The organism is Massilia sp. LjRoot122, from assembly GCF_964252725.1.
In the GTDB taxonomy this organism is placed as follows: Bacteria; Pseudomonadota; Gammaproteobacteria; order Burkholderiales; family Burkholderiaceae_D; genus Telluria.
In genome coordinates, this window is record NZ_CAXUPB020000001.1 from 5,239,558 (window position 1) to 5,260,495 (window position 20,938).

General features: G+C 69.0%; 12 protein-coding genes. 8 read left to right on the top strand and 4 right to left on the bottom strand.

Annotated features, from left to right (window positions below):
• Positions 1-3: 3 nt before the first annotated feature.
• From ACSQ25_RS23120 to ACSQ25_RS23130, 3 genes are all read right to left on the bottom strand, one after another.
• Positions 4-861, bottom strand: a complete 858-nt coding sequence (locus ACSQ25_RS23120; protein WP_436107965.1) for an outer envelope protein — start codon at positions 859-861, stop codon at positions 4-6.
• Positions 858-8,921, bottom strand: a complete 8,064-nt coding sequence (locus ACSQ25_RS23125) for a GH36-type glycosyl hydrolase domain-containing protein (protein ID WP_436107966.1) — start codon at positions 8,919-8,921, stop codon at positions 858-860. Before ACSQ25_RS23125 ends, ACSQ25_RS23120 begins: the two co-directional genes overlap by 4 nt.
• A 191-nt stretch (positions 8,922-9,112) precedes the next feature.
• Positions 9,113-11,077 (bottom strand): aminotransferase class V-fold PLP-dependent enzyme, encoded by a 1,965-nt coding sequence (locus ACSQ25_RS23130; RefSeq protein WP_436107967.1) that lies wholly within the window; start codon positions 11,075-11,077, stop codon positions 9,113-9,115.
• Positions 11,078-11,227: 150 nt separating this feature from the next.
• On the opposite strand from ACSQ25_RS23130, the gene ACSQ25_RS23135 reads away from it, so the two are divergent.
• From ACSQ25_RS23135 to ACSQ25_RS23170, 8 genes are all read left to right on the top strand, one after another.
• A complete protein-coding gene (locus ACSQ25_RS23135) occupies positions 11,228-11,713 on the top strand; it encodes an Lrp/AsnC family transcriptional regulator (RefSeq protein ID WP_436107968.1) in 486 nt (161 codons plus the stop codon).
• 61 nt (positions 11,714-11,774) lie between these two features.
• Positions 11,775-12,905 (top strand): branched-chain amino acid ABC transporter substrate-binding protein, encoded by a 1,131-nt coding sequence (locus tag ACSQ25_RS23140; protein WP_436107969.1) that lies wholly within the window; start codon positions 11,775-11,777, stop codon positions 12,903-12,905.
• Positions 12,906-12,921: 16 nt separating this feature from the next.
• Entirely contained in the window at positions 12,922-14,727 is a 1,806-nt protein-coding gene (locus tag ACSQ25_RS23145) for a DUF885 domain-containing protein (RefSeq protein WP_436107970.1), read from the top strand.
• Between the two features lie 209 nt (positions 14,728-14,936).
• Complete coding sequence (locus ACSQ25_RS23150) at positions 14,937-15,347, top strand: HNH endonuclease (RefSeq protein WP_436107971.1); 411 nt, start codon at positions 14,937-14,939, stop codon at positions 15,345-15,347.
• Positions 15,348-15,450: 103 nt separating this feature from the next.
• Positions 15,451-15,948, top strand: a complete 498-nt coding sequence (locus ACSQ25_RS23155; RefSeq protein WP_436107972.1) for a hypothetical protein — start codon at positions 15,451-15,453, stop codon at positions 15,946-15,948.
• A 38-nt stretch (positions 15,949-15,986) separates the two neighbouring features.
• On the top strand, positions 15,987-17,021 hold the full coding sequence (locus ACSQ25_RS23160) for a sensor histidine kinase (RefSeq protein WP_436107973.1): 1,035 nt from the start codon (positions 15,987-15,989) through the stop codon (positions 17,019-17,021).
• Positions 17,018-17,767 carry a LytR/AlgR family response regulator transcription factor gene (locus ACSQ25_RS23165; RefSeq protein WP_436107974.1) on the top strand — a complete coding sequence of 250 codons (750 nt, stop codon included), beginning with the start codon at positions 17,018-17,020 and terminating at the stop codon, positions 17,765-17,767. Before ACSQ25_RS23160 ends, ACSQ25_RS23165 begins: the two co-directional genes overlap by 4 nt.
• Positions 17,764-18,918: an acyltransferase family protein gene (locus ACSQ25_RS23170; RefSeq protein WP_436107975.1), complete on the top strand. Its 1,155-nt coding sequence runs from the start codon at positions 17,764-17,766 to the stop codon at positions 18,916-18,918. Before ACSQ25_RS23165 ends, ACSQ25_RS23170 begins: the two co-directional genes overlap by 4 nt.
• 331 nt (positions 18,919-19,249) lie before the next feature.
• On the opposite strand, the gene ACSQ25_RS23175 is transcribed toward ACSQ25_RS23170, so the two are convergent.
• Complete coding sequence (locus tag ACSQ25_RS23175; protein WP_436107976.1) at positions 19,250-20,938, bottom strand: M14 family zinc carboxypeptidase; 1,689 nt, start codon at positions 20,936-20,938, stop codon at positions 19,250-19,252.

The following is a 20,938-nucleotide window of genomic DNA, read 5'->3' on the forward strand; positions in this document are numbered from 1 at the left end:
TCCTCAGAAATGGAAGTCCGCCCGCAGCATCGGCGTGCTGGCGCGCTGCCCCGCCCCGCCCGTGGTCCGGCGCGAATTGCCGAACTTGTTGTTCCAGAACTGGTAGCCAACCCCGACCCGGATTTTCTTCTTCGCGTAGCCCAGGCGCGGGCCGATGTCAACCATCAGCGCCATGTCGAGGTTGGTCTCGGCGCTGGTGGGAGCCCCGGTCTCGTCCAGGCCCTTGGCGGCGATGAAGTTCAGGAAGCCCTCGAAGGACCAGCCCTCGGCCACCGGGATACCCCAGCTGGCGCCGAACATCGGGTGGGTGTCGTAGGTGTAGCGCCCGCGCACGTTGGCGATCGGCGGGAAGGGCCCGCTCGGCGCATTCGATTCGCGCAGCCACAGGATGCTGGTATTCAGGAAGCCCGGCACGTCCCAGAACAGGGTCGGGCCGGCGACCAGCATGCGCTTGCGCGAGTTGTAGCCGACGTCGTCCTTGTGGTTGACGTCGAAGCCGACCGTCAGCCCCATGCCCTTGACCTTGCCGAAGCGGATCTCGGAGCCGCGCAGCGCGCCGATGTCGAGCGTGTGGCGGTACAGCAAGTAGGCTTCGCGCGCGCCGCTGTCGCTGCCGAGCGAGCGCGGATCGGTACTGTCTGATTTGAGAATATCGAGATTGAGGTAGTTGCTGCCGTACTTGTAGCCGCTGGCGTGGGTGAAGGCCACGATGTGCTTCTTGATGTGCTCCGGATTGAAGGGTTCGGCGAAGCGGGTGCCGTAGCGGTAGCTGATGGCGTTGTCGCTCCAGTCCACCGCCTTGGCGGGCAGCGCGCAGATCAGCAAGGCGGCGCAGGCCGCTCCAGTCGCTTTTTTTCTCATGTTGTCGTCCCTGGCTGGTTGTCGTGATGGCCGGCGAGCGCATCTCCCGGCCTGCGTTCCACATACAGTTCTAGCTTATGCTCGCGGCCGTCGTCAACGAGCTCGATCGCCGTGCCCTGCTGCGGCTCGCCGTCGAGCACGAGCAGTTCGCCCACCGTGGCCGGCAACACCGTGACCTGGTAGCCGGTCCGCCCGCTGCGGTAACGGAAGCGCAGGCTGTCCCAGCCGACGGGCAGCAGCGGCGCCAGCGCCATGCGGTCGACCGACCGGCCAAGGCCGAGCAGCGCGTCGGTCAGCAGCACATAGGTCCAGCCGGCCACCGGTCCGGCGTGCGCGCCATCCATCATGAAGCAAGGCGCAGCGCCGCAGCGCACGGATGCCTCGGGCTTGTCCCGGCCGCCAAGCGGATTCAGGCTGCAGGCAAGCTCCCAGGCGCTCGTGCCGGCGCCCTCGCCGGCCAGGGCCAGCGCCGTCCAGGCCGCCGAACGCCCATCCTGAGCATCGGCAGCGGCGAGCGCGCCCAGCGCCGCCTTGACGCGCTCGGGATCGGCGCCGGCCATGGCGGCCCAGGCCTGGGCCGCCGGGTCGCCCCCTGCATCGCCATAAGCGGCGCCGTTCCAGCCATATTCCTCGGCCTGGGCCTTGAGCGCAAGCGCGGCGCCGCGGCAGGTGGTGGCGAAGCCGAAATCGGCGCGGCGGTCGGCCACCTCGGCGAAGCGCTGCAGCACCGTGGCGAGCAGGAAGGCCAGGCCCGCGTTCTCGGGCCGGGCATCCAGCTCCTGCTCGTCCTCGTGCATGCGCGCATCCTGCAGCGGCATGCCGTGCAGCCCGAAGCGCAGGCAACCGCGCAGGCCGTGCACGCAGTACTGGTAGAGGTCGTCGCGGGCCAGGCGGGTGCCGCTGGACGGGTCGCCGCCGGCCGGCTCGCGCAGGATGCCGTAGTCACCGGTCACGCTGACGTAGCGCTGCAGGGCGTAGGGCAGCCACAGGAAGTCCTCGACCGGTGCACCGGCCGCGCCGATGTCTTCGCGCGCGGCACGCAGCAGGGCGTCGCGCAACAGTTCCGGGCCGCCATGCACCGCCGCCATCGCCCCCTGCAACTGCTGGGCCGGGGTGCCGCCCATGCTGCCGGCCAGCGCAGCATAAGGCAGCCAGCCATTGGCGAACAGGTCGAAGGCCGCGTCCGGCGTGGACACGCGCACGCTGCCGAGCAGTTCATCCCACAGCGCATGCACCTGGCGCAGCGCCCGCGCCGCCGCTTTCGCGCCGCCGTGCTCCTGCACGCTGCGGCTGGCCGCCAGGCTATCGGGCCCGGCGACGCCAAGCACGAACACCAGTTCGGTCTCGGCGCCCGGCGCCAGCTCGATCCGGGTCTGCAGGGCCGCACAAGGATCGAGCCCGGCGCCGGCCGTGCCCGCCAGCCCATTGCGTTCCAGCGCCGCCGGCCGTGCCAGGCTGCGGTGGCGGCCGACGAATTCATCCCGGTCGCAGGTCGAGGCCACCTGGGGTGCATCGAGGTGGAAGAAGCCGACCTTGTCGCCAAAGCCCTCGCCGAAGGCATTGCGTGCGACCAGCGCGCCACTGGCCACGTCGACGCCGGTGACGATCTGCAGCCCGGGTGCCGATTCGGCATCGTCCATCCACCACTGGACATAGCCCGTCACCGACAGGCGGCGCGGCGCGCTGGAGGCGTTGCGCAGCCTGAGCACCGCATATTTCAGCGGCGCGCCGGGCGCCACGTAGCAGCGCAGTTCGGAACGGATGCCCTGCGCCACATGCTCGAATTGGGTGTAGCCGAAACCGTGGCGGGTCAGGTAAGGCGCGCCGGACGGCATCGGCCAGGGTGTCGGCGACCATGCCGCGCCGCTGTCATCGTCACGCAGGTAGAAGGCTTCTCCCTGGGTCGCGCTCAAGAGCTGGGTGCGGCGGCCGCACCAGGTGCTGCCCGGGCCGGATTCCGGCAGCACGGCACCAAAAACGCCATTGGCCAGGGCATTCTCGCAGGCCGCCGCGCTGCTGCGGATGAGGGCTTCGCGCCCGTCTTGCGAGAAGCCGCTGCTGCCTTCGTCGGCCGGCAAGGCGGCGTCGCTGTCCCAGGACGGCGGCTCGGCCTCCGGAACAAAGGGCGTCGGCAGCGCGCGCAGCACCGGCGCCGCACGGCCCAGCTGTTCGGCCAGGCTGCCGCGCTCCTCCAGCAACAGCACGTGCGCCGCCGCACGCAAGAGGATGCGGTCTTCCTGCGGCAGGTCCGCCAGCAGGTGAAGGTGGATGCCTTCCGGATCGCCGGACGCGAGCGCCCTCACCTGCTCGAGGATCGCGCGGTCCTCGCACAGCACCAGCAGATCGGCCGCGAAGCCGCGCGCACGCCAGTAGGCATGCGCCTGCAGGATCTCGCGCGCCAGGCCGCTGTCCGGACCGGGCTGCAGCACCAGCAGCGGACGGCTGCCGTCCACGCCATAGGGCCGCAGGGCCGCGCGGCCGCGCACGTTGCGTTCGATGACGCCGGCTTCGGCCCGCAAGCCTGGCAGCGGGTCGAGCAGGCAGCCGGCCAGCCGGTTGTAGAGCTGGGCCTGGGCTTCGCCGAGGCCGGACGCGCGCAGGAAGGCCTGGCCATGCGTCCATGCCGCTTCCACGGCCTGCCCCACCGCCTGGGTTCCGGCATAACGCGCGGCCAGTTCGCGCGCCGCGGCGGGCGTCGGCGCCGCGCCCAGCACCAGGTCGATGCTGACTTCCTGGCCCGGCGCCAGCGTGATGCCGCGGCGGATCGCCAGCGCCGCAGCAGGATGCGGCGTGCCATCCAGGGGCGGCAGCGGACCGGCAGGATCGAGGCAGCTGCTGCTGAAGTCCGGCGCACCCGCTTCGCCGCGCACCGCCATCAGGTGCAGGACGGTCGGCGCGCCCGGCCCGAAGGCGCACAGCATGGCCTGCGCGGCCTCGTCGATGCGCACCGTCGCCGGCGCGGCCAGGATGACGTGGCTGGTCAGCTCCAGCGTGCGCGGCGCATCGAGGGTATTGCGGATGCGGATGCGGCGCAGCTCGACGTCATCCTCGGGCGCCACCACCACGTCGCTCATGAGCGACAAGCCGCGCTCTTCGCGGCGGAAACTGGCGCGGCCCTCGGCGAACACCGCTTCGTAGCGTTCCGGCGTGCCGAAGACCGGCGCCAGCGTGGCCGACCACAGCCCGCCGGAGCCGGTATCGCGCAGCACGCAGGCAAGGCCGCCGCGGGCGCCGAGCGGATCCGGCTTCCAGTCGGTCAGCGGCAAGTCTCCCCAGCGGCTGCGGCTGCTGCCGTCGCTGTTCACCATCAGGTGGTAGCTGCCGTTCGACAGCAGCTGGATGTCCGGCGCCGCCGTGTCCAGCCGGTCGATCAGCCGTCCCTGGGCGGGGCCGGCGTGCCGTGCCGCCGTGTCGTAGGGCGCGGGCCGCGATGCGCCGCTGGCCGGCGGCGGCTCCTGCAGCAGCGGCAGCGCCGCACGCAGTTCGGCGTCACGCTGGAGGCGGCGCTGCATCGGCGCGTCGTGCAGCAGTTGCAGCAGCGCGAGCAGGCCCATGCCCTGGTGGCGGGTGGCGACCGCGCGCACCACGTGGCGCTGCTCGCCATGCGGCAGCCGGCCCGGGGTATGGTCGACCGCATCGAAGAATCCATAGTCGCCGAGCAGGCCTTCCTGCGCCATGCGCTCGAGGTTGGCCAGCGCCGGGGCCGGCGCGGCCGGCAGGGCCAGCATGGCCGCATAGGGCGCGGCGACCAGGCCGGCATCCGGGCTGCGCGCCAGGCTGGCGGCGGGAATGCCGAACTGGCTGAACTGGAAGCGCAGCTGCGCATCGACCGCGTTGCAGGCCGATTCCGAAAAACCCCATGGCATGCCGTGGCGGGCGCCATGCGCCACTTGCGCACGCACGGCGGCCCGGCCCGCGTGGTCGAGCAGGGTCTCGCGCCACACCGGCAGCAGCAGCTGCGGCGCCAGGTAGTCCGACAAGGCCCCGCTGCGCGACAGCAGCAGCTGCTCCGATTCGGCGATGCGCAGCGGCCGTCCGAGCGCCCACCAGTGGCGCTGCCCGAGCTGGCCCTGGGCCACCGCCAGGAAGCTGGCCATGCGCGCCTCGGAGGCCAGCAGGTCGCAGCTGCCGGCATCCAGGCGCTCCTCGCGCACGTTGCAGCCGGCCGCCAGCAGGCCGGTCTCGCGGTCGAGCAGCGCGGAGAAGTCCATCTCGGCAAAGCCGCGCGCCTGTCCCGCCAGCCGTGCGCACTCGGACAGCAGGCCTTGCGCATGCTGGCGCCCGTCGCGCACCAGCCGCGCCAGCCCATGGTGGCTGCCCGCCGGGGCCTCGAGGGCCGCCAGCTCGCGCAGCGTGGGGATGCGCGTCAGGCTGGCGTCGAGCACGTATTCCTGTTCGGCGCGCATCCACGGCGCCAGCGCCAGCAGGTCGTCCTGCACCGCGTGGCATTGCGTGGCGAGGCGCGCGGCCCAGTCACGCAGGGCGGCGTCGGCCGTGCCGGGCAGGCCAGCCGCCAGGGCATCGGCGGCGGCCGCGACGTGACGCAGGCAGTCGGACAGGCCGGGCAGCGTGTCGGCCGCGCGGCAGCGCTGCGGATCGAGCGCGCCCCACACGGCGGCCACCAGTGCGCGCACGCCATGCGCCTGATGCTGCGCCAGTTCGTCCACGACGTGCAGCGCGCCGCGGATGCCGTCCAGCGCCTGCGGCCCGGTGACCGGCGCGTCCGGCAGCTCGTCCAGGCCGGAGGCCAGGGTGCGCAGGCCGAGCGCCAGCCAGCCGCTGTCGCGGGCGGATACATAGGCCGGTTCGCCCGGCGCCAGGGTGGCGCTGTCGTAGGAAGCCAGGAAGTGGCCTTTCCAGCGCTCGAGCAGGGCCATCGAGGCCAGCGAGGCGTCCAGGCGCCGGAGCAGCTCGCCCGCCGGCACATAGCCGAAGTCGCGTGCCGCCAGGGTGGACAGCAGGAAGACCGCCATGCCGGACGGCGTGGTGCGGGCGTCGAGCATGGGGTGCGGATGCTCCTGCATGCTTTCCGGCGGCAGCCAGTTGCTGGCCGGGCCGGCGTGGTCTTCGAAGAAGCTCCAGCTGCGGCGTGCCAGGCGCTGCAGGAAGGCGTGGCGCGCCGTGGACAGGCGCGGCAGCTGGAAGCGCAGCGGCAGGCTGGTCCACCATGCCAGCAGCGGCGACAGGAACCACACCAGCAGGACCGGCGCGGCCGTGAACAGCGAATACGGATTGGCGAAAGTCAGCAGCAACGCCGTCGCCACCGCCAGGGCCGGCGCGAACCACATCGTCAGCCAGTTGTTGGCTACCACGAGGGCGGAGCGCGCCAGTCCCGCCGCGCGCCACTCCAGCTGGCGCCGGCGCGACACGTGGCGGCGCCACACCGCCCGCAGCACCGCGTCGAGCTGGCACCAGGCCGCATGCGGCAAGAAGCTGGTCGCCAGCGCGGCGCGCACCAGCGGTACGCGGGCGCCGCGCATCCAGCTGTCGAGGTGCTGGCGCCAGGGCGCGTCGTGCGGGCGGTCGACCAGCGCCACCAGGCCGCCCAGCAGGGCCGGCAGGAAGAATACCGACAGCACCATGGCGGTCCAGAACGCGGGCGCCGCCAGCGTGCTCCAGCACAGCACCAGCAGCGTGGCCAGCGCCGGCGCCACCAGGCTGTCGCGCAGGGTGTCGAACAACTGCCAGCGGGAGCCCGCCGTCATCGGATTGGATTCACGCCTGCCTTTGCCGTGGTCGATATGAGGACGCAGCCAGCCCGCCGCCTGCCAAGCCGCGCGCACCGCGCGATGGCGGCGCACCGCGTGTTCGCCATAGCTGGCGGGGAGTGCTTCCTCGAGCCGCACTTCGCAGTCGTTGGCCGCATGCAGGCAGCCCTCTTCGACCGCCCCCGGCAAGGGCAGCGCGTCCTCGGGCAGGCGGCCGCGCAGCACCCGTTCGTAGGCATCGACGTCGTAGATGGCGGACCAGCCGACCATGCCCTGCGCTTCGCATTCGGGTCCGGCCAGGCCGGCGGCCCAGGTGCCGCGGGCTTCGAGCCACATGCGCTGGTAGCGGCAGGCCTGGGGACCTGGAAGCGCGGCGCCGACGGCGGGACGCAGCATCGCGTGTCCCTCGGCCACGCGGGTGCCGCCGGCATCGAGCGCGGGCTGGTTGAGCGGGTGGGCCATGGCGCCGGCCAGGCGCCGCGCGGCATCGCGCGGCAGGTCGGTGGCGGCGTCGAGGGCGATCACGTAGCGCATTTCGGCCAGCCCGGCCGTGTTCCCGGCGACGGTCGCGAACCGCTCGCGTCCGGTGCCGGCCAGGAAGGCATTCAGGTCGGCCAGCTGGCCGCGGCGGCGCGCGCGCCCGATCCATTCCTGCTCGCCGCTGTTCCAGGTGCGCGGGCGCTGCAGCAGCAGGAAGGGTTCGACCAGCAGCGTGCTGGTGGCGGTCTGGCCGTCCTCGTCGAGCGTGGCAAGGCTGTGCCGGCGCGCATGCCGGCGATTGAGGGCGTCGATGGCGGCGACGGCATGCGCCACCAGCGCTTCGTCACCCGGCAGGTGTTCGGCCGGCGCATCGTGCAGGTCGGCCAGCAGGCAGAAACGCAGGCGCGGATCGCGGTTGGCGAGATGGCGCACTTCGAGGTCGCGGCACAGGGCGTCGACCTGGCCGGGGCTGGCCAGGCGCGCCGACACGGCCACCAGGGTCTGCGCTTCCGGCGGAATACCGTCGCCGAAATCCATCCGCACACTGGCTGCCGGCGACGCCAGCCAGCCCGCCATCATGTCCACCAGCGCGCGCGCCAGGCCGCTCGCACCGAGCAGCGCCAGCAAGCCGATGAGCGCCTGCAGCCACGAACCGGCACCCTGCTGGCGCGCGCAGACCAGGACCGCCGCCGCGAACAGCAGCGTGAGCAGCGCCATCGCGAGGATGCGCGCCGCCAATGGCGCGTGATGCAGGCGCCGCCTGAAACGGGTAGCCAGGGCCGGTTTCGGCTGCAGCCGCGCTTCCAGCGCCGGCCGGCCGGGACCGAGCAGGTAGTAGCCGATATGGCGGCGGCGCGCATCGAGCCCGCCTTCGCTCGGGGCGCGGTGCACGCCTGCCAGGCCAAGTGCCTCCTGCGCCACCTCGGCTTCGTTGCGGCCGCTGCGCCGCGCCAGCTTTTCAACGGCAAGGCGATAGAGGTCGCGCGTCGCGCCGTCCATGCGCGGGTAGCTGCCGTCCGGGTCGGCCCGCAACAAGACCTCGACCGCACTGGCGCCTTCGGCGAGCAGGCGCCAGTCGATCCCGCCCAGCAGGCGCAGGCTGGCCAGACTGTGCGCAGCCCTGCTGCCGTCGGCCGCCATGGTGTCGCGCTCGTGCTGCACCTGCTGGCCGATGCTGGAGCCGGCGTCCGCCAGGCGTGCGTCGATCCAGGTGAGCGCCTGCGCGACGGCGGCGCCCTGCCCCTGCAGGCGGCGCGCCAGCTCCGCCACGAAGCTGCTGCCCAGCGGCTGTACGGCGCGCGCCATGTCGGCCACCAGCAGCACCAGGTCGCCGGATCGGTGTGTGGCGGTGTCGAGCATCCGGCCGGCCCAGTCGGCGGCGAGGATCCGCTCTTCGCAGGCGCGGGCGCAGCGCACGGCGATCTGGCGCAGTCCGTCGAGCAGCGCGACCCGCAGCGCCGCCGGGAACAGGCGCAGTTCGGCCAGCCGCAGCGGCGCGTCCTTCTGGCAGTCGGCGAGGAAGCGCGCCAGGCCTTCGCGTTCGATGCGGCCGTCGTCCCGCTCCACCGCGTCGCGCGCAAGCGCCAGGATGCGGGCGCCGCCCCCGGCCTGCAAGGGCAGCACGCCGCGGTCGTGCAGCAGCTGGCCGCGCGCCTGCCGCAGCTGGGCATCGATCAGGGGAGAGTTGTCGAGGATGAGGCCGGCGGCAGGCGGAAGATCGCTGCCGCGCCGGCGTGCGCCATCGAGCGCATCGCATGCGGCGTCGAGCGCATCGGCCAGTTCGGCCAGTTGCGCCCGCAGGCCCGGCGCACCGTCGTCGTCAGCAGGAGTTCGCGTTGCTGCGGCGCCGGATTCGGCCTTCGGATTCTTCACTTGCTTCAAAACAGGGACCTCGACACAGAGGCGCGCGCTGTCGACCGCCGGCACACAGTGCGCCCGAAGCAGGTCGATGGGAAGGGAAACGCAGGGCGCGCACGGCCACCGTCATGCTAGAAGAAGCCGGCCGTGCTTACTGTGCGGTGGCGTACACAGGCGGCAGATGCGCCCGTGGTTTCAGGCCTGGATCAGCCGGCCAGGGCCAGGCCGCCGGCCACGTGCCAGGCTTGGGCATGGCCGAGGCGGCGCAGCAGACGCGCGGCGCGTGCGCTGCGGTTGCCGCTGCGGCACAGGAACACCAGCGGACGCGGTTCACGCAGCCACTGCGCGGCCTGGCCGGCCAGCTGCGACAGCGGTACGTGCTGCGCCCTGCGCCCGCGCAGCTGGGCGCAGGCTGCCGCATGTTCGGGCAGCTCGCGCACGTCGACCAGCAGGGCGTCGGGGTGGGCCGCCAGGTAGGCGGCGGCCGAGGCCGGGTCGAGATCGATGTCCTCGTCCGGCAGCGCAGCGGCCCCGGGACGCGACACGGCGGGTTCGCCGATGCGGTGACAGCACAGCGCGGCATCGAGGGCGGCATCGGCCGGCGCGGCGCCGAACACGAAGCGCACGCCCTGCGGCGCCAGCATGCCGTTCTCCGCGCGGCCCAGCAGCCAGGCGTCGCCGGCGTTCGCGAGCACGTCCTGGCCGAGCGCGATGGCGTCGATCATGGCCCCGGCGAAAACCACGTGCTGCGCCCCGCCCGGCCAGCCCGGCTTCACGCCCAGGATCTCGCACAGTGCGTCGGCGCCGCCGGCCCCGTGGCTGGTGTCGAAACAGGCCAGCAGGCGGCAGCCGCGCGCGCCCAGGTCGGCGGCGATGCGCTGCGCCAGCGCCGCCGGGGGATCGATCGCGATGCAGTGGTGGCCGGCGTCGTCGAACAGCAGCCAGCCGCTGGCGCCGCAGGATTCGAGCTGCTGCAGCCGCGCCGCGGGTTTGGCCACCCCGAGTGCGCGGCCACAGTGCAGGATGCGGGCGCAGGCGTCCTCGATGAAGCCCTCGTCCGCCAGCGGTCCGAAGGACAGGCGCACGGCGGATGCGCTGCGCACCGCCGGCACGCCCATCGCATCCAGCACGTAGCTCGGCGCCGCCTTGGCGGCCGAACAGGCGGAACCCGCGCTGACGCGCACACCGGCGGCATCGAACAGGTCGAGCAGCTCCTTGCTGCTCATGCCCGGCACCGAGAAGTTCAGCGTGGTCGGCAGCGCATGCGCGAGCGGCGCATTGAACACCAGGCCGGGGAAGGCTTCGCGCAGTGCCGCCGCGAGGCGGTCGCGCCAGGCGTGCAGCTGCGCATGGGAGCGGAACGTGCCGCCTTCTTCCAGCGCGCCGAGCACGGCGCCCAGGGCGGCGATGCCGGCCATGTTCTCGGTGCCGGAACGCTGCCCCGCTTCCTGGCCGCCGCCGCACATCAGCGGCGTGTAGGGCGCGCCTTCGCGCACGTAGAGCAGGCCGACGCCCTTCGGGGCATACAGCTTGTGGCCGGAGAACGGCGCATAGTCGATGCGGGTGGCGTCGAGGGCGAGGGGCAGCTTGCCGAGGGCCTGCACGCAGTCGACCATCCACAGCGCCGGACTGTCGGTCTCGGCGAGTACGCGGGCGATGCCGTCGAGGTCGGACACGACGCCGGTCTCATTGTTCGCGGCCATGGTGCACACGAAGGCGGCGCGCGGCGCCAGCTCGCGCAGCACGTCCAGGCGGTGGCGGCCGTCGCCGTCGACCGGCAGCACGCGCAGCTCCAGTCCGGTGCCGAGCAGGCGGTTCCAGTGCGCCAGGCTTTCCGGCACGGCCTTGTGCTCGGTCGCGCCCACCACCAGCAGGTCGCCGCAGGCCGCGCCGCGCCGGCGCCTTTCCTGCACTGCGCACAGCGCCGACAGTACCGCGGTCTGGATGCCTTCGGTGGCGCCGCTCGTGAACATCACCCGTCCGCTGGCGGCGCCCAGCACCCGGCGCGCCCGCGCCCGCGTGGCGTCGAGCAGGGCCTTGGCGCGCAGGCCGCAGGCATGGCTGCTGCTCGGGTTGCCGAAGCAGGCCTGCATGGCCGCCGTCGCCGCTTCGATGGCCGCCGGGAGGACCGGCGAAGTGGCGTTGGCGTCGAGGTAAAGTTCAGTGTTCATATTCATAATTACAAAAAAGTAATTAGTTGTTGCGGATCGTGTTATCGTTAGCGAATATGTTACGGAGTCGTGCCGGTAAACATATCCTAATTTTTCCGCTTTATGGCGCGGAATTGGCATATACGTTCTCCATATATCGATATAGGGAAAATGAATTCACTCGACAAGTTTGATTGCGCTATTCTTGCCGCATTACAGGCGGACGCAACCCTCTCCATTTCCGGCCTCAGCGAAAAGGTCGGCCTGTCCAGCACACCTTGCTGGAAGCGCGTCAAGCGCCTCGAGGAAGAGGGCTACATCGAGAGCCGGGTCAGCATCGTCAACCGCGACAAAGTGGGTCTGCCGGTGACCGTGTTCGTCAGCGTGCGTACCAGCGAACACGATGAAAAATGGCTGGCGCGCTTCGCCTCGGCCGTGGTGGCGCTGCCGGAAGTGCTCGAGTTCCATCGCATGAGCGGCGACGTCGACTACCTGCTCAAGGTCGTCACCACCGACATCGCGGGCTACGACCGCTTCTACAAGAAGCTGATCAAGGCCGCGCGCCTGACCGGGGTCTCGTCCGCCTTCTCGATGGAGCAGATCAAGTGCACCACCGCGCTGCCGCTGGAGCTGATCTCGCACGGGATTCCGGCTTAACCACTGGCGGGTTTCGTGCGATGATGGCGTCCGTTTGATTGAACATAACGGAGACCCAGGAATGCCATCCAAACTGCACATGGCGCCGCTGGCGCTGGCCGCGCTGCTCGTCGCAACCGGCGCCAACGCCGCCGAACAAGTCGTCAAGATCGGCATCAGCGGCCCGCTGTCCGGTTCCAATGCCTTCGCCGGCAAGGACAACGAGAACGGCGTGCGCCTCGCCATCGAAGAACTGAACAAGCAGAAGCTCCAGGTGGGCGGCAATACGCTGCGCTTCGAGCTGCAGTCCGAAGACGACCAGGGCGACCCGAAACAGGGCGTGAACGTGGCGCAGAAGTTCGCCGACGCCAAGGTGAAGTTCGTGCTCGGCCCCTACAACTCGGGCGTGGCCATTCCCGCTTCGCGCGTCTACAACGACAACGGCATCCTGATGTCGACCGTCGGCACCAACCCCAAGATCACCCAGTCCGGCTACCCGACCGTGTTCCGCATCGTCGCCAGCGACACCCAGGTGGGCGGCTCGATGGCGGCCTACGCGGCCAAGGAACTGAAGGTCAAGAACGTCGGCGTGATCGACGACCGCACCGCCTTCGGCCAGGGTATCGCGATGGAATTCAAGCGCCAGGCCCAGGGCAAGGGCATGAAGGTCGCCGGCCACGAATACACCACCGACAAGGCGACCGACTTCGCTGCCATCCTCACCGCCCTGAAAGCCAAGCGCGTCGATGCGGTGTTCTTCGGCGGCTACGCGCCGCAGGGCGCCCCGATGGCGCGCCAGATGAAGGCGCTCGGCCTGAACGTGCCGCTGCTGGGCGGCGACACCCTGTGCAGCCCGGAGATGGCGAAACTCGGCGGCGCGGCCGTCGGCGAGAACGTGCGCTGCGCCCAGGCCGGCGCCATCGTCGCCAAGCAGCCGGGCGGCCAGGCCTTCATCGACGCCTACAAGGCGCGCTTCAAGCGCGACCCGGACGTGTATGCGCCTTCGTTCTACGACCAGACCAGGTTCATCGCCCAGGCCATGAAGTCGGCCAATTCCGTCGATGCCGCCAAGGTCGGCGCCGCGATGCGCACGATCAGCTACCAGGGCGTGGTGGGCAATTATGGCTATGACCCGAAGGGCAACCTGAAGAAGACGACCGTCACGGTCTACACCTTCAGGAACGGCGCCCTGACGCCGCTGGCCAGCTATTGATTCGCAAGGAAACGCCATGAAAGCCATGTTCAAGCTGGCGGCCCTGTCCGCCGCCGCGCTGCTGGTGTGCGCGCCTGCTTCGGCCGCACAGACCGATGCCCCCAAGCCCGCCGCTGCAGCGGCAACGCCGGAAAGCCGCGCGATCAACGCCCTGGCCGACGAATACTACGAATCGCTGGCGCGTTTCGAGCCGGTGTGGGCCACCGAGAACGGCGACAGCCGCTTCAACGACAAACTGGGCCTGTCGATCTCGCCCAAGCTGCGCGAGCAACAGTTCGCGCGCTACCGCAGCTATCTCAAGCGCTTATCAAACATTCCGCGCGAGCGCCTCGGCAGCCGCGACCAGACCAGCTACGACATCCTCAAGTTCGAGCTGGACAGCGCGTTGCGCCTGGCCGCCTACCCGGAACACCTGATCCCGATCGACCAGATGGTCAGCATGCCGGTGATCCTGGCGAACTACGCGGGCGGACAGGGCGCCCAGCCGCTGAACACGGTGCGCGACTACCGCGCCTACCTGAGCCGCCTGGCCCAACTGGTGCCCCACATCGACCAGTCGATCGTCAACATGCGCGAAGGGGTCCGGCGCGGCGTGGTGCAGCCGCGCGAGCCGATGCAGTCCGCCCTGCCCCAGTTCAAGCAGCTGGTGACCAAGAAGACCCAGGACAGCATTTTCTACACGCCGGTCAAGAACATGCCGGCCAGCTTTTCCAAGGCCGAGAAGCGCAGCCTGAGGGAAGCCTACCGCAAGACCATCGGTGACAAGCTCAATCCGGCCCTGGCCCGCCTGGCGACCTACCTGGAGAAGGACTACCTGCCGAAGACGCGCAGCAGCGCCGGCTGGAACGCGCTGCCGAACGGCGCCGCCTGGTATGCGGCGCGCGCCGCGGCGATGACGACCACCGACCTGACGCCTGAACAGATCCACGAGATCGGCCTGAAGGAAGTGGCGCGCATCCAGGGCGAATACGCCGTCACCGGTCCGAAGATGGGCTATAACGGCCCGGCCGCCGGCCTGCCGCGCTGGGTGTCGGAGCAGCCGAAGTTCAAGCCCTTCACCTCGGACCAGCAGGTGATCGACGTCTACCGCGACCTGGACGCCAAGGTGCGCGCCAAGCTGCCGGCGCTGTTCACCCTGATGCCGAAGGCGCCGCTCGATCTGCGCCTGGAGCCGGAACTGTCGCGCGCCACCGCCTCGGACCACTACACCCCGCCGGCCGCGGACGGCTCGCGTCCGGGCGTGTTCTGGTCGGTGGTGAACGATCCGAAGCTGTACGGCAGCACCGGCATGGTCACGCTCTACCTGCACGAAGGCCAGCCGGGCCACCACTTCCACATCGCGCTGGTGCAGGAGCTGGGCCTGCCGAACTTCCGCAAGTTCGGCGGCAACAATGCCTTCACCGAGGGCTGGGCGCTGTATGCCGAGACCCTGGGCAAGGAGATGGGCCTGTTCGAGAAGCCGGAAGACTATTTCGGCCACCTGAACGACGAGATGCTGCGTGCGGCGCGCCTGGTGGTGGATACCGGGCTGCATGCGAAGGGCTGGAGCCGCGACCGCGCCATCAAGTATTTCCAGGATACGCTGGGCTATTCGGAAGCCGAGGCGCGCGCGCAGATCGAGCGCTACATGGTGTGGCCGGGCCAGGCGCTGGGGTACAAGATCGGGTCGCTGAAGATCATGGAGCTACGCAAGCGCGCGCAAGACGCGCTGGGCAGCAAGTTCAGCCTGCCGAAGTTCCACGAGATCGTGCTGGGCGAAGGCACGCTGCCGCTGGCGGTGCTGGAGGCGAAGGTGGACCGGTGGATTGCGGAGTCGAAGTAAGCGACATCTTACGGGCGGCGTGAGAAACCGGGACAGCATCCCGGTTTCTTTATTGCGCTGGCTCGTCATTCACGCTACATTAATAGCGCTCAGGTCCGCAACCCTGACCGCACTCGGGTGAGCCGGTGCATAGCCGATACGGATGACCGCCGGCGCCCGAAGTAGCTCGAGGCTCATCGGGGATTTGCTTATTTATTTAAGTGATTCCTATGAGCCAAAAGACCCTGGTCCACCTGCGTCAGCAGGCATGCAAGCGGCAGCGTGGCCGCTGCTATTACTGCGAACTCCCTCTCCACTCCGGCAATGCTGCTTCATCGCGCGAGCTTGCATTGTGCAGGCTTCTGCAATGTACTGCCGAACACCTGCTTCCGCGACAGGATGGGGGACGGGATACCGCTGAAAACATCGTTGCCGCCTGCCTCTACTGCAATAGGCGACGTCACAACCGTCCAGTTGATCGGGTTTTGCCGCCTGCCGAATTCCAGTCCTATGTCGCAAAACGTATGGCACGCGGCAAGTGGCATCCCGCCATATGTAGCGAAACAGGTCGTCAGCTGATCGCCTTGTTGACCCGGCAGAAGTGCCGGGCTTCCGCCACGCCTGAATCATCGATGTCATGATGCACCACCGCTTTGCCGCAAGGCGTGCACGGGTCGGCGCATTCCACTGGACCGCCGTCCGGCCGCCGCCTAAGGTGGGGACTTTCCAAACTCGGGAGTTCCCATGCGCGCCCTGCTTTCTTTCATCCTTTTCGCCATGTGCCTGGCCGGCCCGGCCCACGCCGCCGACCAGGCGGCCACCGGCGCCCGTGTGGCCGACGTGGCGGCGATCCACGCGGTCGTCGAGCAATTCAAGGCCGCCATTATCGCCCATGACGGCAAGACCCTCGGCAGCCTGTTCCTGCAGGATCACAACAGCTGGCTGTCGGTCGCCGACGAGGCGGCCTGGGCGCAGGTCAAGGCGCGCAACCCGAAGGCGCGCAAGGTGTTCCCCTCCACCTGGAAGTCCTTCGCCGAATTCGTCCAGACTTCCAATAAACCGATCGAGGAACGCTTCTACAACGTGCGCATCGACACCAACGGCGCCGTCGCCTCGGTCTGGTTCGATTTCGATTTCCTGGAAGACGGCAAGGTGACCAACCGCGGCAGCGAGAGCTGGCAGATGGTGCGTGCCGAAGACGGCTGGAAGATCAGCTCGATGCTGTTCTCGATGGGCGACTGAGGCGATAGAATCGCACGATGACAGTTCCGGAATCCAGCATGAAAGTCGAAACGCCCCTGCTCGTCCCCGTGCTGGCCGCCTTGCCGGTCTGCGCCTGCATGGCCATCCTCGGGCTGCCGGCTTTCGGCCACGGCTATGCCGCCGCCTTCCGCACGCTGTACTTCATCGCCTGCCTGGCGTGGCTGATTCCGCTGGCGCTGCTGCAGCGCGCCATGTGGCGCCGCGACTGGCCCTGGCTGCGGATGGCGCTGGTACTGCTGGTGGCCAGCTACGCGATGTCGATCCTGAACGCCGTGCTGGGACAGCGCCTCGCGATCTCGCTCGGGCTGGAAACGGGCTACCAGTGGGGTGAGCTGGTTCAGGGCCTGGACGGCTGCTGGCTGGCCCTGATCGCGTTCTGCGCGGTGCATGCGGTGGCGGCCTATTACCTGTCGCTGCAGCAGGTCCACCTGCGCCTCGCCCAGGCCCAGGCCGCGGCGCGCGACGCCGAGCTGCGCGCGCTGCGCCTGCAGGTCAACCCGCACTTCCTGTTCAACTCCCTGAACGCGGTCTCCGCGCTGGTGTCGGCCCAGTCCAACCGCGAGGCCAAGCGCATGCTCGCCTGCGTGTCCGACTTCCTGCGCGCCACCCTTGCGCACGACGGCCGCCACGAGCATTCGCTCGCCGAAGAACTGGCCCTGCTCGATGCCTACCTCGAAATCGAAAAGGCGCGGCTCGGCGAGCGCCTGCGCCTGACGATGAAGGCCGGCCCCGACCTGCTGGACAGCGTCGTGCCCTACCTCATGCTGCAGCCGCTGGTCGAGAACGCGATCCGCCATGGCATCGCGCCGCTGGCCGTTCCCGGCCGGCTCGACATCCGTCTCGAGCGTGCCGGGACCCACCTGCTGGTCGACGTGCAGAACGACGGCTGCCAGCCGATGCAGGCCGGAAGCGGCATCGGCCTGGCCAACGTGCGGGAACGCCTGCGCCACCTGTATGGCGACGATCATCAGGTCGACGCGGGATGGGGCCGCGATGGCCGCTTCGGCGTGCGCATCGCACTGCCGCTGCGCTGCATGGAGGCGGCGGCATGAACATCCGGGTCGTGGTTGTCGACGACGAACCGCTGGCCAGGCTGGCGGTCAAGCTCAGGCTGGCGCGACGCAGCGGCTTCGAGCTGGTTGGCGAATTCGCCGACGGCGACAGCGCGTACGAGGGGATCGCGGCGCTGCGGCCCGACCTGGTCTTCGTCGACGTCGCGATGCCGGGCAAGACCGGGCTCGAGGTGCTGGCCGCGCTGCCGCCGGCGCAGCGGCCGATGGCGATCCTGCTGACCGCCTACGACGGCTTCGCCCTGCAAGCCTTCGAGCTGGCCGCCCTGGATTACCTGCTCAAGCCCGTCGATGACGACCGCCTGGACGAAGCCCTGGACCGCGCACAACAGGCCTTTCCCTACCGCGGCCAGGGCCGTAGCGCGCCGCCTGCCGCGCCGACGACGCGCAGCTTCAGCGTGCGGGTCGGGACACGCACCGTGCTGGTGCCGGTTGCGGAAGTCGAGCGCATCGAGGCCGACGGCGACTATGCCACCCTGCACGCGAACGGCAAGACCTGGCTGGTGCGCGAACGCCTGCACAAGCTTGCCACGCAACTCGATCCGCGCCAGTTCCACCGCGTGCACCGCTCGACCATCGTGCGGCTGGACATGATCGCCGAACTGCGCTCGCTCACCAACCGCGATGCCCTGCTGCGCCTGCGCGACGGCAGCGTGCTGCGCGCCAGCCGCAGCTATATGCCCGCCCTGGCGGAAGCACTACAACACCTCAACAAACAATCCGCATGATGCAGCCTGAATCGAAACCCGCCCGGCTCGCCGGGCTGGACACCCTGCGCGCGCTCGCCATCGCGCTGGTCCTGATGTCTCACTACAACAGCTTCGTCAGCCAGGCGCCGACCTTCGGCGTCATCGGCAGCATCGGCTGGGCCGGTGTCGACCTGTTCTTCGTTCTGAGCGGCTACCTGATCGGCAACCAGCTGCTGGCGCCGGCCGCGCGCGGCGAGAGCCTGGATGTGAAGAGCTTTTTCGCACGCCGTTTGCTGCGCACGCTGCCGAACTACTATGCGGTGCTGACGATCTACCTGCTGCTGCCGGATAGCCCGATCGCCGGCAAGAGCATGGCGCCGGCCTGGCGCTTTCTCACCTTCACGCAGAACTTCGGGCTGAACTACGGGGAGACGTTTACGCACTCGTGGTCGCTGTGCATCGAGGAGCAGTTCTACCTGGTGCTGCCGCTGGCGGTGCTGGCGCTGGTCGGCAACCGGCGCTCGCCGCACCTGCTGTGGTGCGCCCTGTTTGCCGCCATCGGCGCCGGCATGATGGCGCGTGGCGCCGCCTTCATGGACGGCAAGGATGTCTTCGCGGCGCCGGTGTACTACTCGAGCTTCTGCCGCTTCGACGAATTGCTGCCGGGTGTGGCGATTGCCATGCTGAAGAACTTTCACCCTGCTGCGTTTGCGCGCATTTTGCGCCACGGGAACGCGCTCTTGGTAGCGGGCTTGGCGATGGCTTCTGCGGTCCTCTACGGTGTGATGAACGAGGCGCCGAGCGCCTTCATGGCGTCCACCTTCGGGTTTTCGCTGGTCGCTGCGAGTTTCGCGCTGCTGACCTGCGCTGCGCTCAGCCCCGGCTCGCTGCTGAACCGCCTGCGCATTCCCGGCGCGGGCAGTCTGGCGCTGTGGTCCTATGCGGTCTACCTGGTGCACAAGCCGGTGTTCATGGCGCTGCGGCCGGAACTGGCAAGCAGGGGCATTGATCCTAGTGCGCCTTTGAACATTGCGGCGATCATGGGGGCCGGCGTCCTGGGTGGCTGGGTATTGTATCGGGTGGTGGAGATGCCGTTCATGCGGCTGCGGGCGCGCTGGTATCCGGCGGGGGCATTGAAGACGTGTCACACGGCTGCGGCCCCTGCGGCTGGGAATGCGATCAGCGGCTAAGCAAATGCATGTTTCCGATCACGTGAAATGCCAAGCCCATAGCCCCACCCAGCAGCACAGGTGGGGTCAGGTCTGACAATCAGACACGCACTCATCAATATGGATTTTCATTTGGGTCCAGGTGGGGTCAGGTCTGACAATCAGACAGGGGTCCAGGTGGGGTCAGGTCTGACAATCAGACACGCACTCATCAATATGGATTTTCATTTGCACTGTAGGAAACGTTCGCCTGCGGATGAGTTTGTGTCTGAATGTCAGACCTGACCCCAGCCGGGACCTCAGCCGGGACCCCAGCCTGTAATCCAGCGAATCAATCGATGCGCTGCCTCGATCAACCGATCATGACCACCGGATACCGCCGCCACTCCGGCTCGCGATAGCGCTCGCAATTCGCGAAGATGAAATCCAGCACCGCTTCCTGATTCCCCAGCAGCCCCGGATTCGCCTCCTTCCACGCCTCGAACTTCGCCGCCAGCGCCGCCTCGTCGTTCAGCAGCTCGGCCGCGTGGTCCTCGAACACATAATCCGAATACGCTTCCTTCTTTTCCAGCACGCTGTTGAAGAAACCCCAGCGGAAGAAGCTGTCGTGGCCCAGTGGCTCGAGCGTCTCGACCGCATAACGCGCATTGTCCTGGTCGAGCGGCACGATGTAGTCACCCTCACGCAGCAGCACCGATGCGCGGCGCTTTTCCAGCACCACGTCGTCATGGAACATGTGGCCCTCGTAGGCGTTCGGGCGCGAGCTGACCGACACCACGTGGTAGTAGTCCACCTCTTCCATGCGATCGGCTTCCACGCATTCCAGATGCACACCGTTCCACTGCAGGCGCTCGATCGCTTCGCGCCACTGCTGCGGCACCACGTAGGCGCGCGGCGCCGAAACATGGATGTCGGCCGGGAAGCGGTTGTACCAGGCGATGTCGCGCTCCCATGGCTTGCTGCGGTCGTACCACAGGCGCGAATAGGTGCCCAGCACGCTCGGCTTGTACCCGGCCTCGTAGCCCTTGAAGCGGAAGGTCGACGGATTCGCCGCATCCATCGCCCAGTGGACCGGCCATTCGCGGCGCGTACGGCCGGCCTGCTTGGCGGCGCGGCGGAGCGCCTGGATCTGCTCTGCGTTCTGCACCGTGAATGAAAGCGCAGTCTCGACCAGCGCGCGCATCGACTCATAGCGGTCCTTGAACGGCTTGAGCATGTGCGTCTCCGGCATGAAGCCGATCGTGTGGTGCAGGGCCGCGTAGCCGGTCGAGAAGCGTGCCGTCTCGAGGAAGTCGGCGATGCCGTGGTCCGGACTGTCCTTGACCGGGTTCACGTAGGGGCAGGTCGGCCAGCCGCGCGCTTCCATGTCGGCGTACATCGCCGGCAGCATGGTGTCGCGCAGGAAGTCGCCCAGCTCGCCGCCCAGCTTGTCCGGCTGGGTGTGGATCAGGGTCATGGTGTAGCTGTAGTCGGCGCCGTTCGAGGTGTGGGTGTCGACCATCACGTCCGGGTCCCAGGCGGTGAACAGCTTGTTGAACACCTGCGCGGTGAGCGAGTCGCACTTGATGAAGTCGCGGTTCAGGTCGAGGTGGCGGCTCATGCCGCGGAAGCCGAACTGCTCGGGGCCGTCCTGGTTCACGCGCGAGGTGTCGGCGCGATTCAGGCTGCCGTCCACGTTGTACAGCGGGACGAACAGGAACACGGTCTTGCCCAGCGCCGCCAGGCGCTCCGGCTGGGTGCAGAAATCGCGCACCAGCGCCATGCAGCCATCGACGCCTTCCGGTTCGCCCGGATGGATGCCGTTGTTGTTGAAGAAGACCGAGCGGCCGGCGCGCTTGATCTCGTCGCGCTCGAACACGCCGTCGCTGCTCACCACACCGGCGTGGATCGGCACGCCCGCATCCGACACGCCCACCTGGTAAAAGCGCAGCACGCCCGGATAACGGCGCGCCAGGTCTTCATACCAGGCGATGCACTCGGCGTGCGTGGTGGTCTGGTTCAGGTTGCCCTTCTCATAGGGCGTCAGCAGTTCAATGGACAT